This is a genomic window from Allofournierella massiliensis (genome assembly GCF_004345265.1).
GTDB classification, from domain to species: domain Bacteria; phylum Bacillota; class Clostridia; order Oscillospirales; family Ruminococcaceae; genus Allofournierella; species Allofournierella massiliensis.
Map to the genome: position 1 here is coordinate 81692 of NZ_SLUM01000010.1, position 18901 is coordinate 100592.

The window sequence follows — 18901 nt, forward strand, 5'->3', positions numbered from 1 at the left end:
AGTATGAATCGTTCCACCCTTGCAAAGATTGTTTCACCGCTGGCGCTTGCTGCCATGCTTGTGGCCTGTGGCAGCCAGCCGTCCGGCACAGAAATGGTGGTGCACCCGGCGAACGATACGCCCATTACCCACATTGCCAACTATGACATGCTTGGGGATACGGCAGCTTCCCCGGAGGGGCTGTATGAGGTGTGTTCTGTTCGATTGGGCAGCTGTAACCTTCTTTATGTGGATGCAGCCACCCGGCAGGAAACCTATTTGTGCGCTACGCCGAATTGTACCCACGATTCCGAGAGCTGCAATTCCTATCTGCCTTTGGAAGAGGGACGCTACGGTTACCAGTTGTTCTTTTTTAACGGTTATCTGTATGCGGCCCAGTGTACGCCCATTGAAAGTCAGGGTCCGTACCTGATGCGGATGGATCCGGATGGAACAAACCGGGAGATCGTTCTGGAGCTGGAGAACGGCGAGTGCTTTAGCGGAATGCTGTACGGCTATGGTGACCGGCTGCTTTTGCAGATCAGCAGGGTGGATGAGAACGGCAACAGTGAGACCTGCATGGAAATCTTTGATCCGCAGACCGGGGAACGGAAGCGTCTGTTTTCCTTGCAGTTGGAACCGGGCGGCAAAGAAAGCGCAAGCCTGATGGGCGCGGCCGGCACATCGCTGATTTTTCTGAAGAGCGACGAAGAAGGCCGTCAATATTACAAAGTGGATCTGGCAAGGGAAAATCCCACATTGGAACAGGGCCAGACCAACCTGCTTGGGCCGGAATTTGACGAGAACAGTCTTTACTGTACCGTGCAGGGAGATTATTTCTGTACCTATGACATTGCAGCGGGCCGTCTGAGCTGGGAGAACCTGCTCACCGGCCAGAAAAAGGAATTTTCACTGCCGCAGCTGAGCGGAGAGGAGACCGTTTATGGTCTGGCCCTTCTTTACGATGATCAGTTTGCTTTGTCCATGAGCAGTTCGGAAAAGGGTTCCATGAATCTTCTGCTGAACCCGGAAACCGGCGAGTCCACAGGGGTGTATTATTATCCCACCCGGGAAAGCGGCTACGATATTCTGGCGGATTTTGGCGATGAGCTGCTTTATAAAGTGCGCACCGACGAGCGGCCGCTGGAAGGTCAGGCCGCTTATGGACTGGTGGGGGAAGTGAGCTACCACAATGTGTATGCAATGGTAAGCAAGGAAGATTTCCAGAGCGGAATCCCCGGCGAGGAGATTCCGTTCCCGGAATAATCAGCATTCTAAAAGACAGCCGGTTTCCAACAGATGTTCCAGAACTTCGGGCACACTGGTGCACTGGCGGGGCAGCTTTTCTGCCAGCCGGGGATCGGCGCTGGCCATCAGATAGGGGTGTCCGGCAGCTTCCAGCATGGGCAGATCGTTCCAGTTGTCGCCAAAGGCCAGTGTGTTTTCCAGCGGGATGCCCAGTGCACCGCACAGCTGCCGTAGGCCGATGCCCTTGTCCGCCAGCGTGAAGTCCAGCCACTCGGCCCCGGCCACAGCCATACGGAATATACCGGGCCATTTTCCGCCCAGAGCCTTTTCCGGCACAGCGGCGCCCGCCGGGCAGTAGGCGGAGATCTTGATGATGTCCTCCTTAATTTCTTCCAGAGAACGCACCACCCGCACATGATTGCCGGTGCCGTCCCGCATGCGGGCTACAAAGGAGTCGTCGCATTGGTACAGGTAGCTGCAGTTTGCGCCGGAAATCAGAACCTCGCAGCCTTCCAGCGCAAGAATATCCTGAATCAGGCCCATGGCGGGGGCGTGCTCCATCACCGTCCTGCCCAGAATCGGGGCGGCTTCCTCGGTGCCGGAACCATACAGGATTGCCCCGTTTTCACACAGATAGCACAGCTCATCCTGCACCGGGCCGAACAGTTTTCGCAGCGAATGAAACTGCCGCCCGGAAGCAGGGCAGAATCGGATTCCCTGCTGAGAAAGACGATGAATGAGCGAAAAAATGGACGGATCCAGCTGCTTTTGCCCATAGGGCAGCAGCGTGCCGTCAATGTCACTTACAATCAGTTGGATCATGGAAAATACCCCTCCTCACACATACGCCCGCCATCGGGCGTTCCTCATTGGTTATACCATATTTGAGGGGGGCCGTAAATGCCGGAATTTCGGCAGGGGTGGATAAAAACAGGCCGGGTGCAAAACCACAGGAAAAGGTTTGCATCCGTCCTGTTTGCATAATGCTCAGCCATCCTCCACCTGAATGCGGAATACGTTGATCACATCCACATCCGGGCAGCAGAACAGGATGGAACCATCCGGCTGGGTGGGCAGGCTTCCGCCATAGCGAAGAATGTCAATGTAAGGAAAGGCCACATGCATGGCCATGGGGCACAGCCTGCCCCGTTCGGTGTCGAAATCAAAGGAATCGCCGATTTGGTGGCCATGATGGCAGCCTCTGCTTCCTTTCTGATCCACCAGCGTCAATGTGATTTTAGGCTTTTTCATGGTGATCCTCCTTGGAATTTGAAACAGGATTCGGATGCAGGCACAGCTCCAGCAGCTGTTTGCCGCAGGCTGTTTCAAAAAGACTGCAGATCATTTTCTCCTGCTTTGCGTCCGGCCGGTTTTCATAGCAGTTTACAATCAGATCTGCCTCAATCAGCAGCTGCAGCAGCTTGCTGCGGGGGCTGTGGTAATCGTGATGACGCAGAACCAGCTCCAGAACAGGGGCAACACTTCCCGGGCAATATCCGGCCTGCTCCAGAAAACTTCGTACCAGACGGGGCGCCTCCCGCTGCTGATTCTGCTGGCAGGCATCGCCGCTGTAATGCTCCTTGCAGAAGCGGATGGGAATGTCGTGCAAAATGGCGGCAGCCTGCAAAAGCTGGCGCTGCTCGCCGTCGAGGCCTTCCGCCTCGCCCAGCAGCTTTGCAAGAGCATATACCTTTAAAATGTGCTGCGTTCGCCGTTCGTGGCCCTGTTCATAGCACAGAGCGCGGAACAGAAGGGTGGATTCGTTGCCTTGCATGAAAGAAACACCTGCTTTCCGGAATTGACTGTCTTCAGTATAGCAGAATTTGACGGGAAAATTTGTTGTAATTCCCACAGATTTCTCAAAAAGACTTGGGCGTTTGCAAGCCTTTTCCCAAAATTACCAAGCCAAACCCACAAAAGAACGGCTGTGTTTTTGTGACTTCTCTCAAAAATATGTTCCACCCTATGCAAATGCTTGCAAATGCACCGGTGATTTGCTATAAAGTGAATGGGCAATTCTGCGACGAGATACACCAAAAGACACAAAATATCGGAGGGGTCTTGCAAGTGTTTCAAATCACGGAATTTATGAAAAAACTGGACGAACTGTATCAGAAAAAGCAGTTCTCTGGCATAGAATCCTATTTGAATAATGGGATTAATGATGCGTTGGGTCGGCACGATGAGGGCACGGCCCTGATTTTGTTGAATGAATTAATGGGCTATTACCGTTCCGTCAGCCGCCATGCGGATTGCGCCGAAGCTGCTGAAAAGGCGCTGGCGCTGATTCGCGCCATGGGGCTGGAGGGAACGGTGAACCACGGCACCACCCTGCTGAATGCAGCCACCGGTCTGCGGGCGGCAGGGGAAAAGGACCGGGCGGAAGAGGCCTGTCGGAAAGCGAAGGCCATTCTGGAAAGCCAGCTTCCGGCGGAGGATTACCGCCTGGCTTCTCTTTACAACAATATGAGTTTGCTCTATGCGGCTATGGGCCGTCTGGAGCTGGCCGCGGAATATGCCCGGAAAGCCCTGGAGCGAATTGAACAGAACCCGGATGCACAGGCAGAACTGGCAATTTCGCTTTCCAATCTGGGCGGAATGTATACCCGGCTGGGCCAGTCTGAGCGGGCGCACCGGTGTCTGGAGCGGGCGGTACGCTTGTTTGAGCAGCTGCCCGGCGGGGATGATCCTCATTATCCGGCGGCGCTTTGCGCGCTGGCGGAGCTGCATTTTCATCAGGGCGAGCCGGAAAAGTCGGCAGAGCTGTTTCGCCGTGCGCTGGGCCTGATCGAGCGGACCTATGGCCGGAACGATGACTGGCAGACCACCCGGCGGAATCTGGCTGCGGCCGAGGATCTGATCGCCCGGCGGAATGCGGTGAAAAACAAAACCGGAATGGAGCTGGCCCGGGAGTTTTACGAACAGGCGGGTAGACCCATGCTGCAGCAGAAATACCCGGAATACGCGTGCCGCATTGCGGCAGGGCTGGTGGGCGAAGGGGCTGAGTGTCTGGGCTTTGACGACGCCTTTTCGGTGGATCACGATTTTGGCCCGGGCTTCTGCCTGTGGCTGACCAGAGAGGATTATCAGGCCATCGGCAGCCGGTTGCAGGCGGATTATCAGGCGTTGGCGGCCCGGTGGCCGGGCGCTCCGGCCCGAAACGTCACCCCGGAGGGCACAAACCGGGTGGGCGTGATGGAGATCGACGAATTTTTCCGCCGGTTCACCGGGCATACCCATGCGCCGAAGGCGGATTCGTGGCAGGATATCATGACCTGGAACGCCATTCCCACCGATCGGCTTGCATCAGCAGTGAATGGCCAGGTATTTGAGGACCCGCTGGGGGAGTTTACCCGGCGGCGGGAGGAATTTGCCAGATATCCCGAGCCGGTGCGGCTCTGTCGTCTTGGACAGGCTCTGGGCCGGATGGCGCAGGCGGGGCAGTACAATTACCCCCGGGCAAAAAAACGGCAGGATGCGGATATGATGTACGCCTGCCTGGCGGAATTTGTATCCGCCGCACAGGAAACGGCCTATCTGCTGGATGAAACATACATGCCTTTTTACAAGTGGCGCGCCCGCGGAATGGAGCGGCTGGAGTATGCAGGCAGCCTGATTCCTCTGCTGCACCGGTTGATGGAGCGCCCTGCCGCCGACGGGCAGGCAGAGGAGACCATCGAGGCGGTGTGCGCCTGCATTGCTGCCGAGCTGAAGCGGCAGGGCCTTGCAAGTGTGGAAGATACATTTTTGGAATATCACAAACGGGAGGTTTTACAGCGAATGCAGCAGATGCTTCAAAACGACGGGGCAGAGAAGGAGTGCGCTTCGATGCCGTCGAAAAAAGCCGCCCGGATCGCAGCCATTGTGGACGAGGAATGGCGGCAGTTTCAGCAGGTGCAGAACGAGGGCGGACGCGCGTCCTGTCAGGATGACCGGGACACCTTTGGGCTCATGCGTACCAGCCAGTTCACCCCCTGGGCCGAGGAGGTGCTGGCCAGCTACCAGCAGGATCTGAAGCGGGCAGGGGAAGAGGGCTGGAATCTGCTCACCGAAAAATACGCCCGCATGATGGAGCACACCGCACCACAGCAGTATGCCCGGCTGGCGGACCGTCTGCCCGAACGGAGCGCGGAGCGGCTGCAGCTGCAGGAGCTGCTGATTTCCATTATGATGCGCTGGACCCGTGAGGTGGAGCGGCGCTGCCCCCATCTGATGGGCAGAGGCCGGAACCTCTCTTCCGAGCAGGATGGGCCCTGGAACGTTTCCAGCGAGACCTATCTGCGGGGAGAACTGGGCACCTATTCCGACGAGACGCTGCGCCTTTATGCACAGATGGTGCTGGAACTGTTGTCGCAGGGAAAAAACCTGGTGGAACAGAACATGACCTGCATGGCCCGGGGCTACGGCTACCGGAGCCTGGAGGATGCTGAAAATGCCTGCGCCGCCCAGGCGTGCACAGGCAGACCCTGAGCACAACGCTCCTGTCCGAACAAGAAAGGAGACGGACTTATGGCGAAAGAACAGTTGTACACCATCGGTGAAGTGAGCAAGCTTTGCAACGTTTCCGCAAAGGCTCTGCGTTTTTACGATAAAATCGGCATGATCGCGCCGGATAAGATCAGCGAAAGCGGTTACCGGTATTATAGTCTGGACACGATTCTCTCCATCCCCATTGTGAAGTATTATAAGCAGATGGGCTTCCGGCTGGAAGAGATGCAGGGGCTGGTGAACGGCGATAACTACTATGTTGTGGAAGGCAGCTTCCACAACAAAATCAACGAGCTGTGGGAACAGGAGCATGCCATCCACAACAGCTACATCGCGGTGAAGGAATGGTATGAGCTGATTCAGGAGGCCAAGGCGGTTCGCCTGAACAAGGCCCAGGAGGTGGGCATGCGCTATGTGGCGGCCGAGGACATGTGCTGCCTGGAGCAGGAGTTTGAATACCATTACATGGATTCCATCATCAACATTCCCTGGGTGAATTATCTGGATTCGGTGAAAAACGAGATCTCCGGCCCGGTGATTCTGGAGTTTGACTCCTGGAAAGACAAGATGGAGGGTCATGCCACCCGGGCACGAATTATGCAAAAGCCCATCCATCGCTGTGCCTGCGGCACCAACGAAACCCGGTTCGGCGGCTTTATGGCGGCCACGCTGTATCATGTGGGCCCGCTGGAGCGCATTGAGGAAAGCTATGCCAAGCTGGTGGAATGGGCCAAAGCCAAGGGTGTCAAGCTGGGGCAGCGGGTTTTTGAGCGGTATGTGGTGGACTATTGGACCACCCGCAACCGGGAGGAATTCGTTACCGAGCTGATTATTCCTCTGGAAGACGGCTGATCCCGGGAGCATGCACCGGGCAGAAAGAAAAGGATAACCTTTCCCTAAGGGGGAAAACTGAGCGGACCGTTTTTCGGCCCGCTTTTTTTGTTTTAAAAAGGCGATTTTGCAGGATGCACGAAAGGAGCAGCTGAGATTGTGATAAATTGCACAAAGCTCTCTGACAAAGTGCCCAAAAATGAGTGGTTAAATATTTACTCAATTCCCCCTTGACCTTCCACCAATGGGCAAGCGGTATACTGAATCCACAGAAAGGCGACGGCCGGTTCCAAAAAACTATGCAGATTGCCCCGCGAACGGCCGCCGCCAAATTCCACGAAAGCAAAAGGAGATCCAAACATGAAGTACGACGCATTGGGCATGATCGAGACCAAAGGTCTCATCGCATCGATCGAAGCAGCCGACGCCATGGTAAAGGCGGCCAACGTTACCCTGATCGGCAAGGAGCGCGTAGGCGGCGGCCTGATCACCGTTCTGGTACGCGGCGATGTGGGCGCGGTAAAAGCCGCCACCGACGCGGGCGCCGCAGCTGCCCAGCGGGTAGGCGAGCTGGTTTCCGTGCATGTGATCCCCCGCCCCCACGGTGAGGTCGAGACCATTCTGCCCACCTCGGGAAAGGCCAGCGAATGATCAAAGGAGAGAACCATTATGAACCATAGCGCCAACACGGCAAGAGCATCCCTGGCAGATGCGAAAATGAAACAGGTGAACAAAAAGTTCCGGATCACCGGCCTGACCACCGGCGCCCTGTCCGGTCTGACCTACGGCATCTACACCACTCTGGTGCTGGTGGCCGGCTACTACGAGCCTCTGGTCAGCGCAGTGGGCATCCTGGCAGCGCCCTATGTCTGCTCCGGTCTGAACGACCTTTTCGCCGGAATCTGGCTCACCATCTACAACGCCAAGAAGGGCCGTCTGGCTGAGATCGGCCGAACCATCAACACCTTCCCCGGCAAGATGATGGTTCTGGGCGCGCTGCTGGGCGGTCCCATCGCCAACGGCGCTTACCTGGTGGGTCTGGCGCTGGCCGGTGCCTACGCCATTCCCATCTCCGCCACCTGCGGCCTGTTCGGCGCTCTGTTCGCCTGGATCTTCCTGAAGCAGCGGCCCACCAAGCGGGTGGTCGCCGGCATGATCATCTGCGTGAGCGGCGCGATCATCATCAACTGGGTCAAGCCGGAAGGCAGCCCCAACTTCACTCTGGGTATCATCTGCGCACTGATCGCGGCCATCTGCTGGGGCCTGGAAGGTATGCTCTCCAGCTACGGCGGCTCCATGATCGACACCGACGTTGCCACCAACATCCGCGAACTGTTCTCCGGTCTGGTTGATCTGGTCATCATCGTGCCTCTGGTTGGCGGCCTGGGTCTGCTGGGCGGCACCCTGAGCGCCGGTATGCCGGTTCTGTGGCTGGCAATTTCCGGTCTGAGCGCGGGCGCTTCCTTCCTGCTGTGGTACAAATCCAACGCCACTGTGGGCTGCGCCATCGGCATGAGCCTGAATGTGACCTATGCGTTCTGGGGCGTTCTGTTCTGCATCCTGTTCCTGAACCAGCCCGTCACTCTGACCATTGTTGTGGGTTCTGTTGTGATCATCTTCGGTGCAATCCTGGTGACCATGAACCCGCTGGACTTTTTCAAGAAAGGGGAGGCGTAACATGCTGTTGCCTGCACGAATGGCGGTGCTCAACTACCTGAGCAGCGTGGAAAACGCGGATGTAAACGAGATCATGGAGGCCATGCGCCCCCTTTACGGCAAGGAACGCCAGTTCACCAAGGACGCTTATCTGGATCATGTGATGTCGCTGGAAGCGAACGGGCTGTGCAGCCTGATCCGCTATGAGCTGGACGACAAGGACGAGCTTTCCCTCCGGTTCGCCATCAACGACGATGGCCGCGCCGCGGTGGAAAAATACGTTCCCGCAAAATACCGCAACAAGTAAAACAGGAGGAACCCTGCATGAGATATTACGGTGAAGAAGCATTGGGCCTGGTGGAGACCCTGGGCCTGGTTCCCGCTCTGGAAGCTGCCGACAAGATGCTGAAGGCGGCGGATGTGGAGCTGATCTCTTACGAGAACGTGGGCTCCACCTTGGTGACCATCATGGTCAAGGGCGATGTGGCCGCGGTTCGTTCCGCGGTGGAGGCCGGCGCCGAGGCGGCCGCCGCCATCGGTAAGCTGACCGCCAAGAACGTGATGCCCCGGCCCATCAAGGCAGTGGGCGCGATCGTGTCGGCTCACGACATCGACGCCTGACCGACCATCAACGATTGCACGAGAGGAACGACTATGGAAAGATACGAAGCCATTGGATTGATCGAGACCTTCGGCCTGGTCTTCGCCCTGGAGGCGGCAGATGCCATGTGCAAGGCCGCGGATGTGGACCTGATCGGCTATGAGAATGTGGCCTCCGGCTACATCTCCGTGGTGGTACAGGGTGATGTGGGTGCCTGCCGCACCGCAGTGGACGCGGGCGTGAAGGCGGTAAAGGCCATGGACGCCGACGTTTACAGTTCGGTGGTCATCCCCCGCCCGCACCCGGATCTGAGCAAGATCGTGGCCCGCTACAGTCTGCCCGATGACCTGCTGCCGCAGGAATAAACCGAAAGGGCATGAAGGAGCAGTGAAATGAGATCCATCGACAAAGATCTGAAAGCGGTCCAGGAAGCCCGCGTCCTGATGGAGGATGCGGCACAGGCGAAAAAAACACTGGCTCTTTTTGAACAACACCAGCTGGACCGGATCACAGAACAGATGCTGCGGGGCATCCGGCCCCGCCTGGAAGCCCTTGTTCGGCAGTCGGTGCAGGAGACGGGCCGCGGCGGTGAAGCCGACGAGCTGCGCCTGTGCCGGATGCTGGCAGAGGGCATGGAAAAAAGCCTCGCCGGTATGAAGTGCGTGGGCGTTCTGGAGCAGGACGAGAAAAATGGCCTGTTGGAAATCGGCGTGCCCATGGGCGTGATCGCGGCGGCGGTGCCGTCCATCAGCCCGGTGGCCGCGGTGCTCTGCGCGGCGGTGGCGGCGGTTAAGGCCGGGAACGCGGTGGTGTTCGCCCCGCATCCCGCAGCGGCCGGTGTTACGGCCCAGACCGCAGCCGTTCTGGCCCAGAGCGCGGAGGAGGCCGGCCTGCCCAAAGGGGCACTGGCCTGCGCGGAGACCGCCGCCCGGGAGGGTGCGCTGGCCATGTTCCGCCACCCCCACGCGGCACTGATCCTGAATATGGGACGGTGCAGCCTGCTGGAGGAGGCCGCAGCCACCGGCAAACCGGTGCTGTACGGCGGCATCGCCCCTGGCCCCGCCTTCATTGAGAAAACCGCCGATCTGGAAAAGGCGGCGGCGGACATCGTGGCCAGCCGAAGCTTCAACAACGGCATGGGCCCAGGCGGAGAACAGTATGTGGTGGCGGACCGGCAGATCGCTGAAGCTGCCACAGCCCAGCTGAAACGCCAGGGCGCCTACTTCATGACTGCGGAGGAGCAGAAGCAGCTCACGAATCTGCTGGGGTTGCATCCCCATTGCGCTGCCGGAGCCGACAAAGCCTACATCGGCAAATCGGCCTGCTGGCTGGCTGCAAAGGCGGGCTTCACGGTGCCGGAGGGCACCCGGGTGCTGGTTTCACAGCAGGCCTACATCACCGATTACAACCCCTACGCCAACGGGCTGCTCTGCCCGGTGATGGCCTTCTACATTGAAGAGGACTGGACCCACGCCTGCGAAAAGTGCATCGAGCTTCTGGTGAACGGCAGCAAGGGCAACACCCTCACCATTCACTCCCGCGACCCGGAGGTGATCCGGCAGTTCGCACTGAAAAAGCCGGTGGGCCGGGTGCTCATCAACACCCCGGCGGTGATGGGCGCAGCGGGCGTTACCACCCGGCTGTTCCCCACGGTGATCCTGGGCAGCGTGAGCGCGGGCCAGGGCATCACGGCGGATAATATTTCCCCCATGAATCTGATTTATCGCCGAAAGGCAGCGTTCGGAATGCGCGGCTTTTCCTCGAACCAGTAACTCCACAAGAAAGAGAGGACACTGATTTTGGATATTCGAGAATTTTCCAACAAGCTTGCAGAAGCTGCAAAGAATATGACGCCGGAGGAAAAGGCGTCGCTGATGAAGATGTTTGAGTCCGTTTCCCAGGAAATCACCCGGGAAGAGGCTCCCGCCGAGAGCTGCGGCTGTGCGGCGGAGTACCCCGCTGAGGGCACCGGCATTCCCGACGGCATGACCCGCCGCCTGAAGCTGCTGAAGGAGAACTACCTGAAGCAGAAGCCCTCCATCACCACCTACCGGGCCCGCGCCATCACCAAGATCGCGGCCGAGAACCCCGGCATGCCCAAGATCGAGCTGCGCGCCAAGTGCTTCCGCTACTGCTGCGAGACCGCTCCTCTGGTCATTCAGGACAACGAGCTGATCGTTGGCGCTCCCTGCGGCGCCCCCCGCGCCGGTGCCTTCTCCCCGGATATCGCCTGGCGCTGGATGGTGGATGAGATCGACACCATCGGCACCCGCCCGCAGGATCCCTTCTACATTTCCGAAGAGGACAAGCGCATCATGCGTGAAGAGCTGTTCCCCTTCTGGAAGGGCAAATCCGTGGACGAGTACTGTGAAGACCAGTACCGTGAGGCCGGTGTTTGGGAGATGTCCGGCGAGTCCTTCGTGTCCGACTGCTCCTACCACGCTCTGAACGGCGGTGGTGACTCCAACCCCGGCTACGACGTGATCCTGATGAAGAAGGGCATGCTGGACATCCAGAACGAGGCCAAGGAGCACCTGAGCCAGCTGCACTACGAGAACCCCGAGGACATCGAGAAGATCTACTTCTACAAGTCCATCATCGACACCACCGAGGGCGTCATGATCTACGCCCGCAGAATGTCCGAGTACGCCCGCGAGCTGGCCGAGAAGGAGACTGATCCCAAGCGTAAGGCGGAGCTGTACAAGATCTCCGAGGTGAACGCCCGCGTTCCCGCCCACAAGCCCGAAACCTTCTGGGAAGCCATCCAGGCCGTGTGGACCATCGAGTCCCTGCTGGTGGTGGAGGAGAACCAGACCGGTATGTCCATCGGCCGCGTGGACCAGTACATGTACCCCTTCTACAAGGCGGACATCGAGTCCGGCCGCATGAACGAGTTCGAGGCCTTCGAGCTGGCCGGCTGCATGCTGATCAAGATGTCCGAAATGATGTGGATCACCAGTGAGGGCGGCTCCAAGTTCTTCGCCGGTTACCAGCCCTTCGTGAACATGTGCGTGGGCGGTGTGACCCGTGAGGGCCGCGACGCCACCAACGACCTGACCTACCTGCTGATGGACGCCGTTCGCCATGTGAAGATCTACCAGCCTTCTCTGGCCTGCCGCATCCACAACAAGTCTCCCCGCAAGTACCTGAAAAAGATCGTGGACGTGGTTCGTTCCGGCATGGGCTTCCCCGCCTGCCACTTCGACGACACCCACATCAAGATGATGCTGGCCAAGGGCGTTTCCATCGAGGATGCCCGTGACTACTGTCTGATGGGCTGCGTGGAGCCCCAGAAGGCCGGCCGCCTGTACCAGTGGACCTCCACTGCCTACACCCAGTGGCCCATCTGCATCGAGCTGGTGCTCAACCACGGCGTGCCCCTGTGGTACGGCAAGCAGGTCTGCCCCGATATGGGCGATCTGAGCCGCTTCAAGACCTACGAGGAGTTCGAGGCCGCCGTCAAGGAAGAGATCAAGTACATCACCAAGTGGACCAGCGTGGCCACCGTCATCTCCCAGCGCGTACACCGCGAGCTGGCTCCGAAGCCCCTCATGTCCATCATGTACGAGGGCTGCATGGAGAAGGGCAAGGACGTATCCTCCGGCGGCGCCATGTACAACTTCGGCCCCGGTGTGGTATGGTCGGGTCTTGCTACCTACGCCGACTCCATGGCCGCCATCAAGAAGCTGGTCTTTGACGAGAAGAAGTACACGCTGGAGCAGCTGAACGAGGCTCTGAAGGCCGACTTCCAGGGCTACGAGCAGATCCGCACCGACTGCCTGAACGCTCCCAAGTACGGCAACGACGACGACTACGCCGACGATATTGCCGCCGATCTGGTGAACTTCACCGAGCACGAGCACAGAAAGTACAAGACCCTGTACTCCATCCTGAGCCACGGCACCCTGTCCATCTCCAACAACACTCCCTTCGGTCAGATGACCGGCGCGTCCGCCAACGGCCGTCACGCCTGGATGCCTCTGTCCGACGGTATCAGCCCCAGCCAGGGCGCGGACTTCAAGGGCCCCACCGCCATCATCAAGTCGGTGTCCAAGATGTCCAACGACAGCATGAACATCGGCATGGTTCACAACTTCAAGATCATGGCCGGTCTGCTGGATACCCCGGAAGGCGAGGAGAGCCTGATCACTCTGCTGCGTACCGCCTGCATGTTCGGCAACGGCGAGATGCAGTTCAACTATCTGGACAACGAGACTCTGATCGAGGCCCAGAAGCATCCCGAACAGTACCGCGACCTGATCGTTCGCGTGGCCGGTTACAGCGCCTTCTTCGTGGAGCTGTGCAAGGACGTGCAGGACGAGATCATCAGCCGCACCATGCTGAACCATTTCTAATTCATTAAAACAGGGCCGGGGCCCGCTGGACCCCGGCTACTACAACGGATCAAACCGGACCGTGGTTAGGAGAACGAAGCAAAATGGAACGAAAAGCTCTGATCTTCAATGTGCAGAAATACAATATGTACGATGGCCCCGGCATCCGGACGATCGTCTTTTTCAAGGGCTGCCCGCTGCGCTGCAAGTGGTGTGCGAACCCCGAAGGCCTGGAGCGTAAGGTGCAGGTCATGTTCAAGAAAAATTCCTGCGTGGACTGCGGCCTCTGCGTGCAGGCCTGCCCGGTGGGCATCCACACCATCTCGAAAGAGACGGGCAAGCATGAGGTCCGGCGGGACATCGACTGCACCGGCTGCCGCAAGTGCATCCAGGTCTGCCCCCAGGCAGCGCTGGAGATCACCGGTCAGGTAAAGACGGTGTCCGAGCTGCTGGAGATCGTGCAGGAGGACGCAGCGTTTTACAGCATGTCCGGCGGCGGCGTGACGCTGGGCGGCGGCGAATGCACCGCCCAGACCGAGGCCGCCCGGGATCTGCTGATGGAATGCAAGGCCGAGGGCATCAACACCGCCATCGAGACCTGCGGTCACATCAAGACTGACAAGCTGCTGCAGATTGCCGAATATGTGGATCTGTTCCTGTTCGACATCAAGCACATGGATCCCAAACGGCACAACGAGCTCACCGGTATCGGCAACGAGCAGATTCTGCAGAACCTGAAGGAGCTGCTCAAGCGCCGCTACAACGTGAAAGTTCGCATGCCCATGCTGAAGGGCATCAACGACAGCAGGGAAGAGATCGATCAGGTGATCCAGTTCCTGCTGCCCTTCCGGGACGACCCCAACTTTAAAGGCGTGGACCTGCTGCCCTACCACAAAATGGGCGTGGGCAAATACGCCCAGCTGGACAAGCCCTATCCCATCGAGGGCGACCCCAGCCTGAGCAAGGAGGATCTGGACCGGATCGAGGGCTGGATGAAGGAATGGAACTTCCCGGTCACCGTGGTCCGGCACTGAGGAGGCGAAACCATGAACGAAACGCCCATCCCGGCCAGCCGGGTGATCGAGGAATCGGTTCCCGGCAAGCAGGTGACCATCGCCCATGTGATCGCATCCCCTGTGCCGGAAATCTACGAATGTCTGGGCATCGAAGGCAAGGGAGCCATCGGCATCCTGACCCTGTCGCCCTTCGAAACCGCCATGATCGCCGCCGACATCGCCGCGAAAGCGTCGGATGTGGAGATCGGTTTTCTGGACCGGTTCACCGGTTCGGTGGTGATCACTGGCGACGTGGAAAGCGTGGACACGGCGCTGGCCGCTGTGACCGACACGCTGGAGCGCGTGCTGGGCTTTGCCGCTGCGAAGGTGACCCGGACGTGAGAAGAAAACGGATCATGCTCATCGGGCCGCAGAAAAGCGGCAAGACCACACTGGCCGCCCTGCTGGAAGGCAGGGAGATGGCAATACGCCGGGTGCCCAACATGGTGTATCGGGAGAAAACGCTGGATACACCGGGCGCCTATCTGGAAAGCCCCTGGATGCACAAGCACCTCATCGCCGCCGCGCAGGATGCCTGCTGTGTGGTGATGGCGGCGGATGCAGCCGGAAAAAAGCGGGCCTATCCGCCCGCCTTTGCAAAGGCCTTCCGAGTGCCGGTGATCGGCGTGGTGACCCGCTGTGATCTGCCCGATGCAAACCCGGAAAGCGCACGGCGGCAGCTGCTGGAAGCGGGCGTTCCAGAGCCGGTGCTGCTCCTGAGCATCCGCGAGGCGGAAAGCGTGCAGGCGTTTTTAAAAACGCTGGCGCCCCACATGCCGCCAAGAAATGAAACCCAACGCCCCGAAGAATGAACCGGGGCAAACACAACAAGGAAAGGAGGGGAAAGAGGATGGCACATTTTCTCATGAGTACCCGCATCCACATGGGCCAGTCCTCGCTGGAGGAGATCAAGGGCCTTGGCATGAAGCGGGCCTACATCATCTGCGACCCCTTTATGAAAAAATGCGGCCGGGCAGAGGAGCTTGCCTCGATCCTGCACGAAGCGGGCACCGAGACCGAGATATTCTCGGATGTGGTGCCGGACCCGTCCATTGAGGTGGTCACCGCCGCCATTCAGGGCATGAAGAAGTTCGGGCCTGATGGCATTGTGGCACTGGGCGGCGGTTCGGCCATCGACACTGCCAAGGCAGCCGGTCAGCTGTACGGAGCCATGAACGGCGGGGCGCGGCCCATGCTGGCCGCGGTGCCCACCACCAGCGGCACCGGCAGCGAGGTGACCTCTTTCGCGGTCATCTCGGACACCCAGGCTCAGGTGAAATACGCGCTGCGGGATCAGGCCATGGTGCCGGACGCAGCCTTCCTGGACCCGGCGCTCACCGCATCGGTGCCCCCGGCCATCACCGCTGACACCGGCATGGACGTGCTCACCCACGCGCTGGAAGCCTATGTGTCCACCAAGGCGGATGACTTCACCGACGCCTGCGCCGAAAAGGCAATCCGGCTGGTGTGGCAGTATCTGGAACGGGCCGTGGCCGACGGATCGGACATGGAAGCCCGGGAACACATGCACAACGCCTCCTGTGTGGCAGGCATCGCCTTCAGCAACGCATCGCTGGGCATCTGCCACAGCATGGCCCACGCACTGGGCGCGGCGTTCCACATCCCCCACGGCAGAAGCAACGCATTGCTGCTGCCCCATGTGGTCGCCTACAATGCGGCGCTGGATTACAAGGACGAAAGCCGGGCGCTGCTGCGGTACGCCCAGATCGCCCAGATGCTGGGCATCGGCGGCGCGACCCCCAAAGCGGCGGTACACAACCTGCTCCGGCAGATCCGGAACCTGATGAAGCGGATCAACGAGCCCTTCTATGTGACCGATTGCCGGGTGGAAAAGGAAGCGTTTCTGGAGCAGGTGCCGGTCATGGCCCAGAAGGCCATGCAGGACGGCTGCACCGAGACCAATCCCCGGGTACCGGAACCCTGTGAACTGGAAGACCTTTACAGGGAACTCTGTAAAGGGGGTTCGGTATGAAATTCATCACCGAGCAGGACCTGCGCAACCGCTACCGTGCGGAACCCTTTACCAGCTACACACCGGAACCGGGCACCCGCCTTACCCCCGGAGCCCGGCAGTTTCTGACCGACCGGGGCATTCGGCTGGAAGCGGACGGCCCCAAAAAGCCAGCCGCTCACCCAGCCGATCCCATAGAGAAGCCCGTCGCCCAAAGCGCGGAAAACAGCGATGCGCCGAAAGCGGACTGGCAGCTGGACCTGAAAGAATTACAGGCGGAATTTTTGCAGGCGGGTCTGGACCTGATGGACCGGGACGTGCTTGCAGCGGGCCAGGTCTTTGATCTGGAACGCAGGCTGGCCCGGCTGGCTGGGGAAGAACCGGTCGAGCAGGCCGAGTGGCTGGCCCTCTGCCCCCGGTGCACCGGCATCGGCCCGGAAAACTGCGGCCAGTGGATGGAGGACTGCTTTGAAGTCACCGGCTTCCACGCCCAGACCCCCGGCGGAAAAACGCTGGTCAGACTGCATCTGCTTCGCTGCGGCCTGCGCCGTCTGGAAGCTCACCTGCCGGAGGAAAAGAAGCTGCCGGCCCATTGCATTATTAACCGATTGTCTCAGATGATCTGCCATTCATTTGGAGGAACCGTATGCCAGAAGAAGTAACATTTGCAGAATGCGACCGCCTGGTCAAAGAATTTGAACAGGTGATCAAAAAGCCGGTGAAAACGCCCTCTTCCGTTTACTATACCGGCGTGGATCTGGGAACCGCCTGCGTGGTGCTGGCGGTTCTGGATGAAAACCGCCGGCCGGTGGCAGGCGCATACCGGTATGCAGATGTTGTTCGGGACGGCATGGTGGTGGACTACATCGGAGCCATCCGGCTGGTGCGGGAGATGAAGGAGGAGCTGGAGGAAAAGCTGGGCACCGAGCTCATCTACGCCGCAGCCGCCATCCCTCCCGGCACCGACAGTCTGGACGGCGGCGCCATCAAGAACGTGGTGCAGGGCGCAGGCTTTGAAATCACCGCCCTGCTGGACGAGCCCACCGCCGCAAACCAGGTGCTGAAGATCAAAAACGGCGCCGTGGTGGACATCGGCGGCGGCACCACCGGCATCTCCATCCTGAAGGACGGCAAGGTGATCCGGGTGGACGACGAGGCCACCGGCGGCACCCACTTTTCGCTGGTGCTGGCGGGCGCCTACAAGATGGAATTTGGCGACGCGGAAAAATACAAGCGCCAGCCGGAGCACCACAGCGAGATCCTGCCGGTACTGAAGCCGGTGATCGAGAAGGTGGCAGCCATCATCAGCCGTCAGGTGGAAGGCTACGACGTTCAGGGCCTGTATCTGGTGGGCGGCACCTGCTGCCTCACCGGCATCGAGTCCATCATCGAAAAGAAAACCGGCATTCCCACCTACAAGCCCCGTAACCCCATGTTCGTCACCCCGCTGGGAATCGCCATGAGCTGCACCGATCAGGAAATGGAGTGAGCGCCATGGAGTGTCGAATCATCAAATCCCCCAGCCCGGGCACGCTGGAGATTCTCTCCCGCCGCAAGGGCTCGGGGCAGGCGAATAAGCTGGAGCAGGTGGATGCCATCGGCCTGGTACAGGGGCGGCTGATCGAGATGGTCTGCGCCGCCGATGTGGCCGAAAAGGCGGTGGGCGTGACCGTGGAGGACATCCGCGGCAGCTGCCCGCAGAATATGATTTTACTTGCAATCTTCGGCGACACCGCCTCGGTGGAAGCGGCGCTGGAGGAAATCAAACGAAGAGAAAAGGAGGGGCAGATGGAATGGTAACCGCAAGACTCACCGGAAACATCTGGGCCACCCGCAAGGCGGACGGTTTGAATGGCTACAAGCTCCTCCTTGCTCAGGTAATCGGCGGCACACGGGCCGGGGAGCGGATGGTAGTCATCGACACCATCGGCGCCGGAATCGGCGACCGGGTGATCGTGGCCACCGGTTCCTCCGCCCGGCGGATGCTGGGCGACGACGAGATCCCCGCCGACGCGGCGGTGGTCGGAATTATCGACGAGGACTGCGACTTTGAGGAATGACCGAAAGCGCGGTCAAGAGAGGACGTGAAACTATGAAGCAGCTGATTTGCGCGGCGGATGTGGAAGCGCTGAAGCAGGCGGGCAAGACCGTTTGCGTGGTAACGCCGGGGGCCATCGTGACCCCCTCGGCCCGGGATGCTGCCGAGGCACTGGGCGTCACATTCGCGGACAAGGAACCGGAATGCGCCCCGGCTCCGGCCTGCTGCGGCCCCGAGCTGGACAGCGAAAAGATCTATCAGGTGCTGAAGGTGCTCATGGAAAAGGGCATGCTGGAAGGTTTACTGAATACAAAACCCTTCCAGGAGCAGCGCCATTCCAACGGCCTGAAGGTCGTTCGCGGCAACACCGTGAAGATGGATGTGTTTGACACCGGCAACCCCAATGCAACTGCTTATTTCCAGGAGCTGGTGAACAAGGACGAGTCCCACATCAGCGCGGGCTTTCTGGTGATCGAGAACTCCAGCTTTGACTGGGAGCTCACCTACGAGGAGATCGACTATGTGATCGAGGGCACCCTCACGGTGACCATCGACGGCACTACCTACACCGCCCATGCGGGCGACGTGCTGTTCGTTCCCTCCGGCTCCAAGGTGACCTGGGGCTCGCCGGACAAGGCCCGGGTGTTCTACGCCACCTACCCGGCGAACTGGGCGGACCTTCTGTAAGGAGGGGTGCGC

At 59.5% G+C, this 18901-nt stretch carries 22 protein-coding genes; 19 read left to right on the forward strand and 3 right to left on the reverse strand.

Features of this window, described 5'->3' with window-relative positions; genetic code table 11:
• The first annotated feature begins 3 nt into the window (after window positions 1-3).
• Window positions 4-1245 carry a hypothetical protein gene (locus tag EDD77_RS07460; RefSeq protein WP_058965115.1) on the forward strand — a complete coding sequence of 414 codons (1242 nt, stop codon included), beginning with the start codon at window positions 4-6 and terminating at the stop codon, window positions 1243-1245.
• On the opposite strand, the gene EDD77_RS07465 is transcribed toward EDD77_RS07460, so the two are convergent.
• The 3 genes from EDD77_RS07465 to EDD77_RS07475 all read right to left on the reverse strand — a co-directional run bounded on the left by EDD77_RS07465 (window position 1246) and on the right by EDD77_RS07475 (window position 3001).
• On the reverse strand, window positions 1246-2049 hold the full coding sequence (locus EDD77_RS07465) for an HAD-IIB family hydrolase (protein WP_058965114.1): 804 nt from the start codon (window positions 2047-2049) through the stop codon (window positions 1246-1248). It abuts the gene before it with no gap.
• 165 nt (window positions 2050-2214) lie between these two features.
• A complete protein-coding gene (locus EDD77_RS07470; protein WP_058965113.1) occupies window positions 2215-2478 on the reverse strand; it encodes a TIGR04076 family protein in 264 nt (87 codons plus the stop codon).
• Window positions 2465-3001, reverse strand: a complete 537-nt coding sequence (locus EDD77_RS07475) for an HD domain-containing protein (protein WP_058965112.1) — start codon at window positions 2999-3001, stop codon at window positions 2465-2467. The genes EDD77_RS07470 and EDD77_RS07475 overlap by 14 nt, the downstream gene beginning before the upstream one ends.
• Before the next feature lie 293 nt (window positions 3002-3294).
• Here EDD77_RS07475 and EDD77_RS07480 point away from each other — a divergent pair, with 293 nt between their 5' ends.
• The 18 genes from EDD77_RS07480 (at window position 3295) to EDD77_RS07565 (ending at window position 18889) form a co-directional block, all read left to right on the forward strand.
• Window positions 3295-5697, forward strand: a complete 2403-nt coding sequence (locus EDD77_RS07480) for a DUF4125 family protein (protein ID WP_058965111.1) — start codon at window positions 3295-3297, stop codon at window positions 5695-5697.
• Between the two features lie 39 nt (window positions 5698-5736).
• Window positions 5737-6567 carry a MerR family transcriptional regulator gene (locus EDD77_RS07485; protein ID WP_058965110.1) on the forward strand — a complete coding sequence of 277 codons (831 nt, stop codon included), beginning with the start codon at window positions 5737-5739 and terminating at the stop codon, window positions 6565-6567.
• Window positions 6568-6906: 339 nt separating this feature from the next.
• Window positions 6907-7197, forward strand: coding sequence for an ethanolamine utilization microcompartment protein EutM (gene eutM / locus EDD77_RS07490; RefSeq protein ID WP_058965109.1), 291 nt, complete (start codon window positions 6907-6909; stop codon window positions 7195-7197).
• An 18-nt stretch (window positions 7198-7215) separates the two neighbouring features.
• A complete protein-coding gene (locus tag EDD77_RS07495; RefSeq protein ID WP_058965108.1) occupies window positions 7216-8223 on the forward strand; it encodes a DMT family transporter in 1008 nt (335 codons plus the stop codon).
• Between the two features lies 1 nt (window position 8224).
• Window positions 8225-8509, forward strand: a complete 285-nt coding sequence (locus EDD77_RS07500; RefSeq protein ID WP_058965107.1) for a hypothetical protein — start codon at window positions 8225-8227, stop codon at window positions 8507-8509.
• A gap of 17 nt (window positions 8510-8526) precedes the next feature.
• Window positions 8527-8823 (forward strand): BMC domain-containing protein, encoded by a 297-nt coding sequence (locus EDD77_RS07505; protein ID WP_058965106.1) that lies wholly within the window; start codon window positions 8527-8529, stop codon window positions 8821-8823.
• A 33-nt stretch (window positions 8824-8856) separates the two neighbouring features.
• A complete protein-coding gene (locus EDD77_RS07510) occupies window positions 8857-9168 on the forward strand; it encodes a BMC domain-containing protein (RefSeq protein ID WP_058965105.1) in 312 nt (103 codons plus the stop codon).
• A gap of 27 nt (window positions 9169-9195) precedes the next feature.
• On the forward strand, window positions 9196-10575 hold the full coding sequence (locus EDD77_RS07515) for an aldehyde dehydrogenase family protein (protein ID WP_058965104.1): 1380 nt from the start codon (window positions 9196-9198) through the stop codon (window positions 10573-10575).
• A gap of 27 nt (window positions 10576-10602) precedes the next feature.
• Entirely contained in the window at window positions 10603-13158 is a 2556-nt protein-coding gene (gene cutC / locus EDD77_RS07520; RefSeq protein ID WP_058965103.1) for a choline trimethylamine-lyase, read from the forward strand.
• An 83-nt stretch (window positions 13159-13241) separates the two neighbouring features.
• Complete coding sequence (cutD, locus tag EDD77_RS07525) at window positions 13242-14171, forward strand: choline TMA-lyase-activating enzyme (RefSeq protein ID WP_058965102.1); 930 nt, start codon at window positions 13242-13244, stop codon at window positions 14169-14171.
• Between the two features lie 12 nt (window positions 14172-14183).
• The gene (locus tag EDD77_RS07530) at window positions 14184-14534 is read left to right on the forward strand and encodes a BMC domain-containing protein (protein ID WP_058965101.1); all 351 of its coding nucleotides are present in this window, start codon (window positions 14184-14186) and stop codon (window positions 14532-14534) included.
• Window positions 14531-15004, forward strand: a complete 474-nt coding sequence (locus EDD77_RS07535; RefSeq protein WP_058965100.1) for a EutP/PduV family microcompartment system protein — start codon at window positions 14531-14533, stop codon at window positions 15002-15004. The genes EDD77_RS07530 and EDD77_RS07535 overlap by 4 nt, the downstream gene beginning before the upstream one ends.
• Before the next feature lie 38 nt (window positions 15005-15042).
• Window positions 15043-16185: an iron-containing alcohol dehydrogenase gene (locus EDD77_RS07540; RefSeq protein ID WP_058965099.1), complete on the forward strand. Its 1143-nt coding sequence runs from the start codon at window positions 15043-15045 to the stop codon at window positions 16183-16185.
• Window positions 16182-16826 (forward strand): hypothetical protein, encoded by a 645-nt coding sequence (locus EDD77_RS07545; RefSeq protein WP_058965098.1) that lies wholly within the window; start codon window positions 16182-16184, stop codon window positions 16824-16826. Before EDD77_RS07540 ends, EDD77_RS07545 begins: the two co-directional genes overlap by 4 nt.
• On the forward strand, window positions 16811-17653 hold the full coding sequence (eutJ, locus tag EDD77_RS07550; protein ID WP_058965097.1) for an ethanolamine utilization protein EutJ: 843 nt from the start codon (window positions 16811-16813) through the stop codon (window positions 17651-17653). Before EDD77_RS07545 ends, eutJ begins: the two co-directional genes overlap by 16 nt.
• 5 nt (window positions 17654-17658) lie before the next feature.
• A complete protein-coding gene (locus EDD77_RS07555) occupies window positions 17659-17964 on the forward strand; it encodes a BMC domain-containing protein (protein WP_058965096.1) in 306 nt (101 codons plus the stop codon).
• Window positions 17958-18224, forward strand: coding sequence for a EutN/CcmL family microcompartment protein (locus EDD77_RS07560; protein WP_058965095.1), 267 nt, complete (start codon window positions 17958-17960; stop codon window positions 18222-18224). Before EDD77_RS07555 ends, EDD77_RS07560 begins: the two co-directional genes overlap by 7 nt.
• A gap of 32 nt (window positions 18225-18256) precedes the next feature.
• Window positions 18257-18889, forward strand: a complete 633-nt coding sequence (locus tag EDD77_RS07565) for a cupin domain-containing protein (RefSeq protein ID WP_058965094.1) — start codon at window positions 18257-18259, stop codon at window positions 18887-18889.
• The last annotated feature ends 12 nt before the right edge of the window (window positions 18890-18901 follow it).

Excerpts from the sequence above, each read along its gene's own strand:
- eutJ (WP_058965097.1), top strand. The coding sequence starts at position 16,811 with ATGCCAGAAGAAGTAACATTTGCAGAATGCGACCGCCTGGTCAAAGAA.
- EDD77_RS07495 (WP_058965108.1), top strand. The coding sequence starts at position 7,216 with ATGAACCATAGCGCCAACACGGCAAGAGCATCCCTGGCAGATGCGAAA.
- EDD77_RS07505 (WP_058965106.1), top strand. The coding sequence starts at position 8,527 with ATGAGATATTACGGTGAAGAAGCATTGGGCCTGGTGGAGACCCTGGGC.
- EDD77_RS07560 (WP_058965095.1), top strand. The coding sequence starts at position 17,958 with ATGGTAACCGCAAGACTCACCGGAAACATCTGGGCCACCCGCAAGGCG.
- eutM (WP_058965109.1), top strand. The coding sequence starts at position 6,907 with ATGAAGTACGACGCATTGGGCATGATCGAGACCAAAGGTCTCATCGCA.
- EDD77_RS07470 (WP_058965113.1), bottom strand. The coding sequence starts at position 2,478 with ATGAAAAAGCCTAAAATCACATTGACGCTGGTGGATCAGAAAGGAAGC.
- cutD (WP_058965102.1), top strand. The coding sequence starts at position 13,242 with ATGGAACGAAAAGCTCTGATCTTCAATGTGCAGAAATACAATATGTAC.
- EDD77_RS07460 (WP_058965115.1), top strand. The coding sequence starts at position 4 with ATGAATCGTTCCACCCTTGCAAAGATTGTTTCACCGCTGGCGCTTGCT.
- EDD77_RS07545 (WP_058965098.1), top strand. The coding sequence starts at position 16,182 with ATGAAATTCATCACCGAGCAGGACCTGCGCAACCGCTACCGTGCGGAA.
- EDD77_RS07475 (WP_058965112.1), bottom strand. The coding sequence starts at position 3,001 with ATGCAAGGCAACGAATCCACCCTTCTGTTCCGCGCTCTGTGCTATGAA.
- EDD77_RS07565 (WP_058965094.1), top strand. The coding sequence starts at position 18,257 with ATGAAGCAGCTGATTTGCGCGGCGGATGTGGAAGCGCTGAAGCAGGCG.
- EDD77_RS07530 (WP_058965101.1), top strand. The coding sequence starts at position 14,184 with ATGAACGAAACGCCCATCCCGGCCAGCCGGGTGATCGAGGAATCGGTT.
- EDD77_RS07555 (WP_058965096.1), top strand. The coding sequence starts at position 17,659 with ATGGAGTGTCGAATCATCAAATCCCCCAGCCCGGGCACGCTGGAGATT.
- EDD77_RS07465 (WP_058965114.1), bottom strand. The coding sequence starts at position 2,049 with ATGATCCAACTGATTGTAAGTGACATTGACGGCACGCTGCTGCCCTAT.
- EDD77_RS07500 (WP_058965107.1), top strand. The coding sequence starts at position 8,225 with ATGCTGTTGCCTGCACGAATGGCGGTGCTCAACTACCTGAGCAGCGTG.
- EDD77_RS07540 (WP_058965099.1), top strand. The coding sequence starts at position 15,043 with ATGGCACATTTTCTCATGAGTACCCGCATCCACATGGGCCAGTCCTCG.
- EDD77_RS07510 (WP_058965105.1), top strand. The coding sequence starts at position 8,857 with ATGGAAAGATACGAAGCCATTGGATTGATCGAGACCTTCGGCCTGGTC.
- EDD77_RS07485 (WP_058965110.1), top strand. The coding sequence starts at position 5,737 with ATGGCGAAAGAACAGTTGTACACCATCGGTGAAGTGAGCAAGCTTTGC.
- EDD77_RS07515 (WP_058965104.1), top strand. The coding sequence starts at position 9,196 with ATGAGATCCATCGACAAAGATCTGAAAGCGGTCCAGGAAGCCCGCGTC.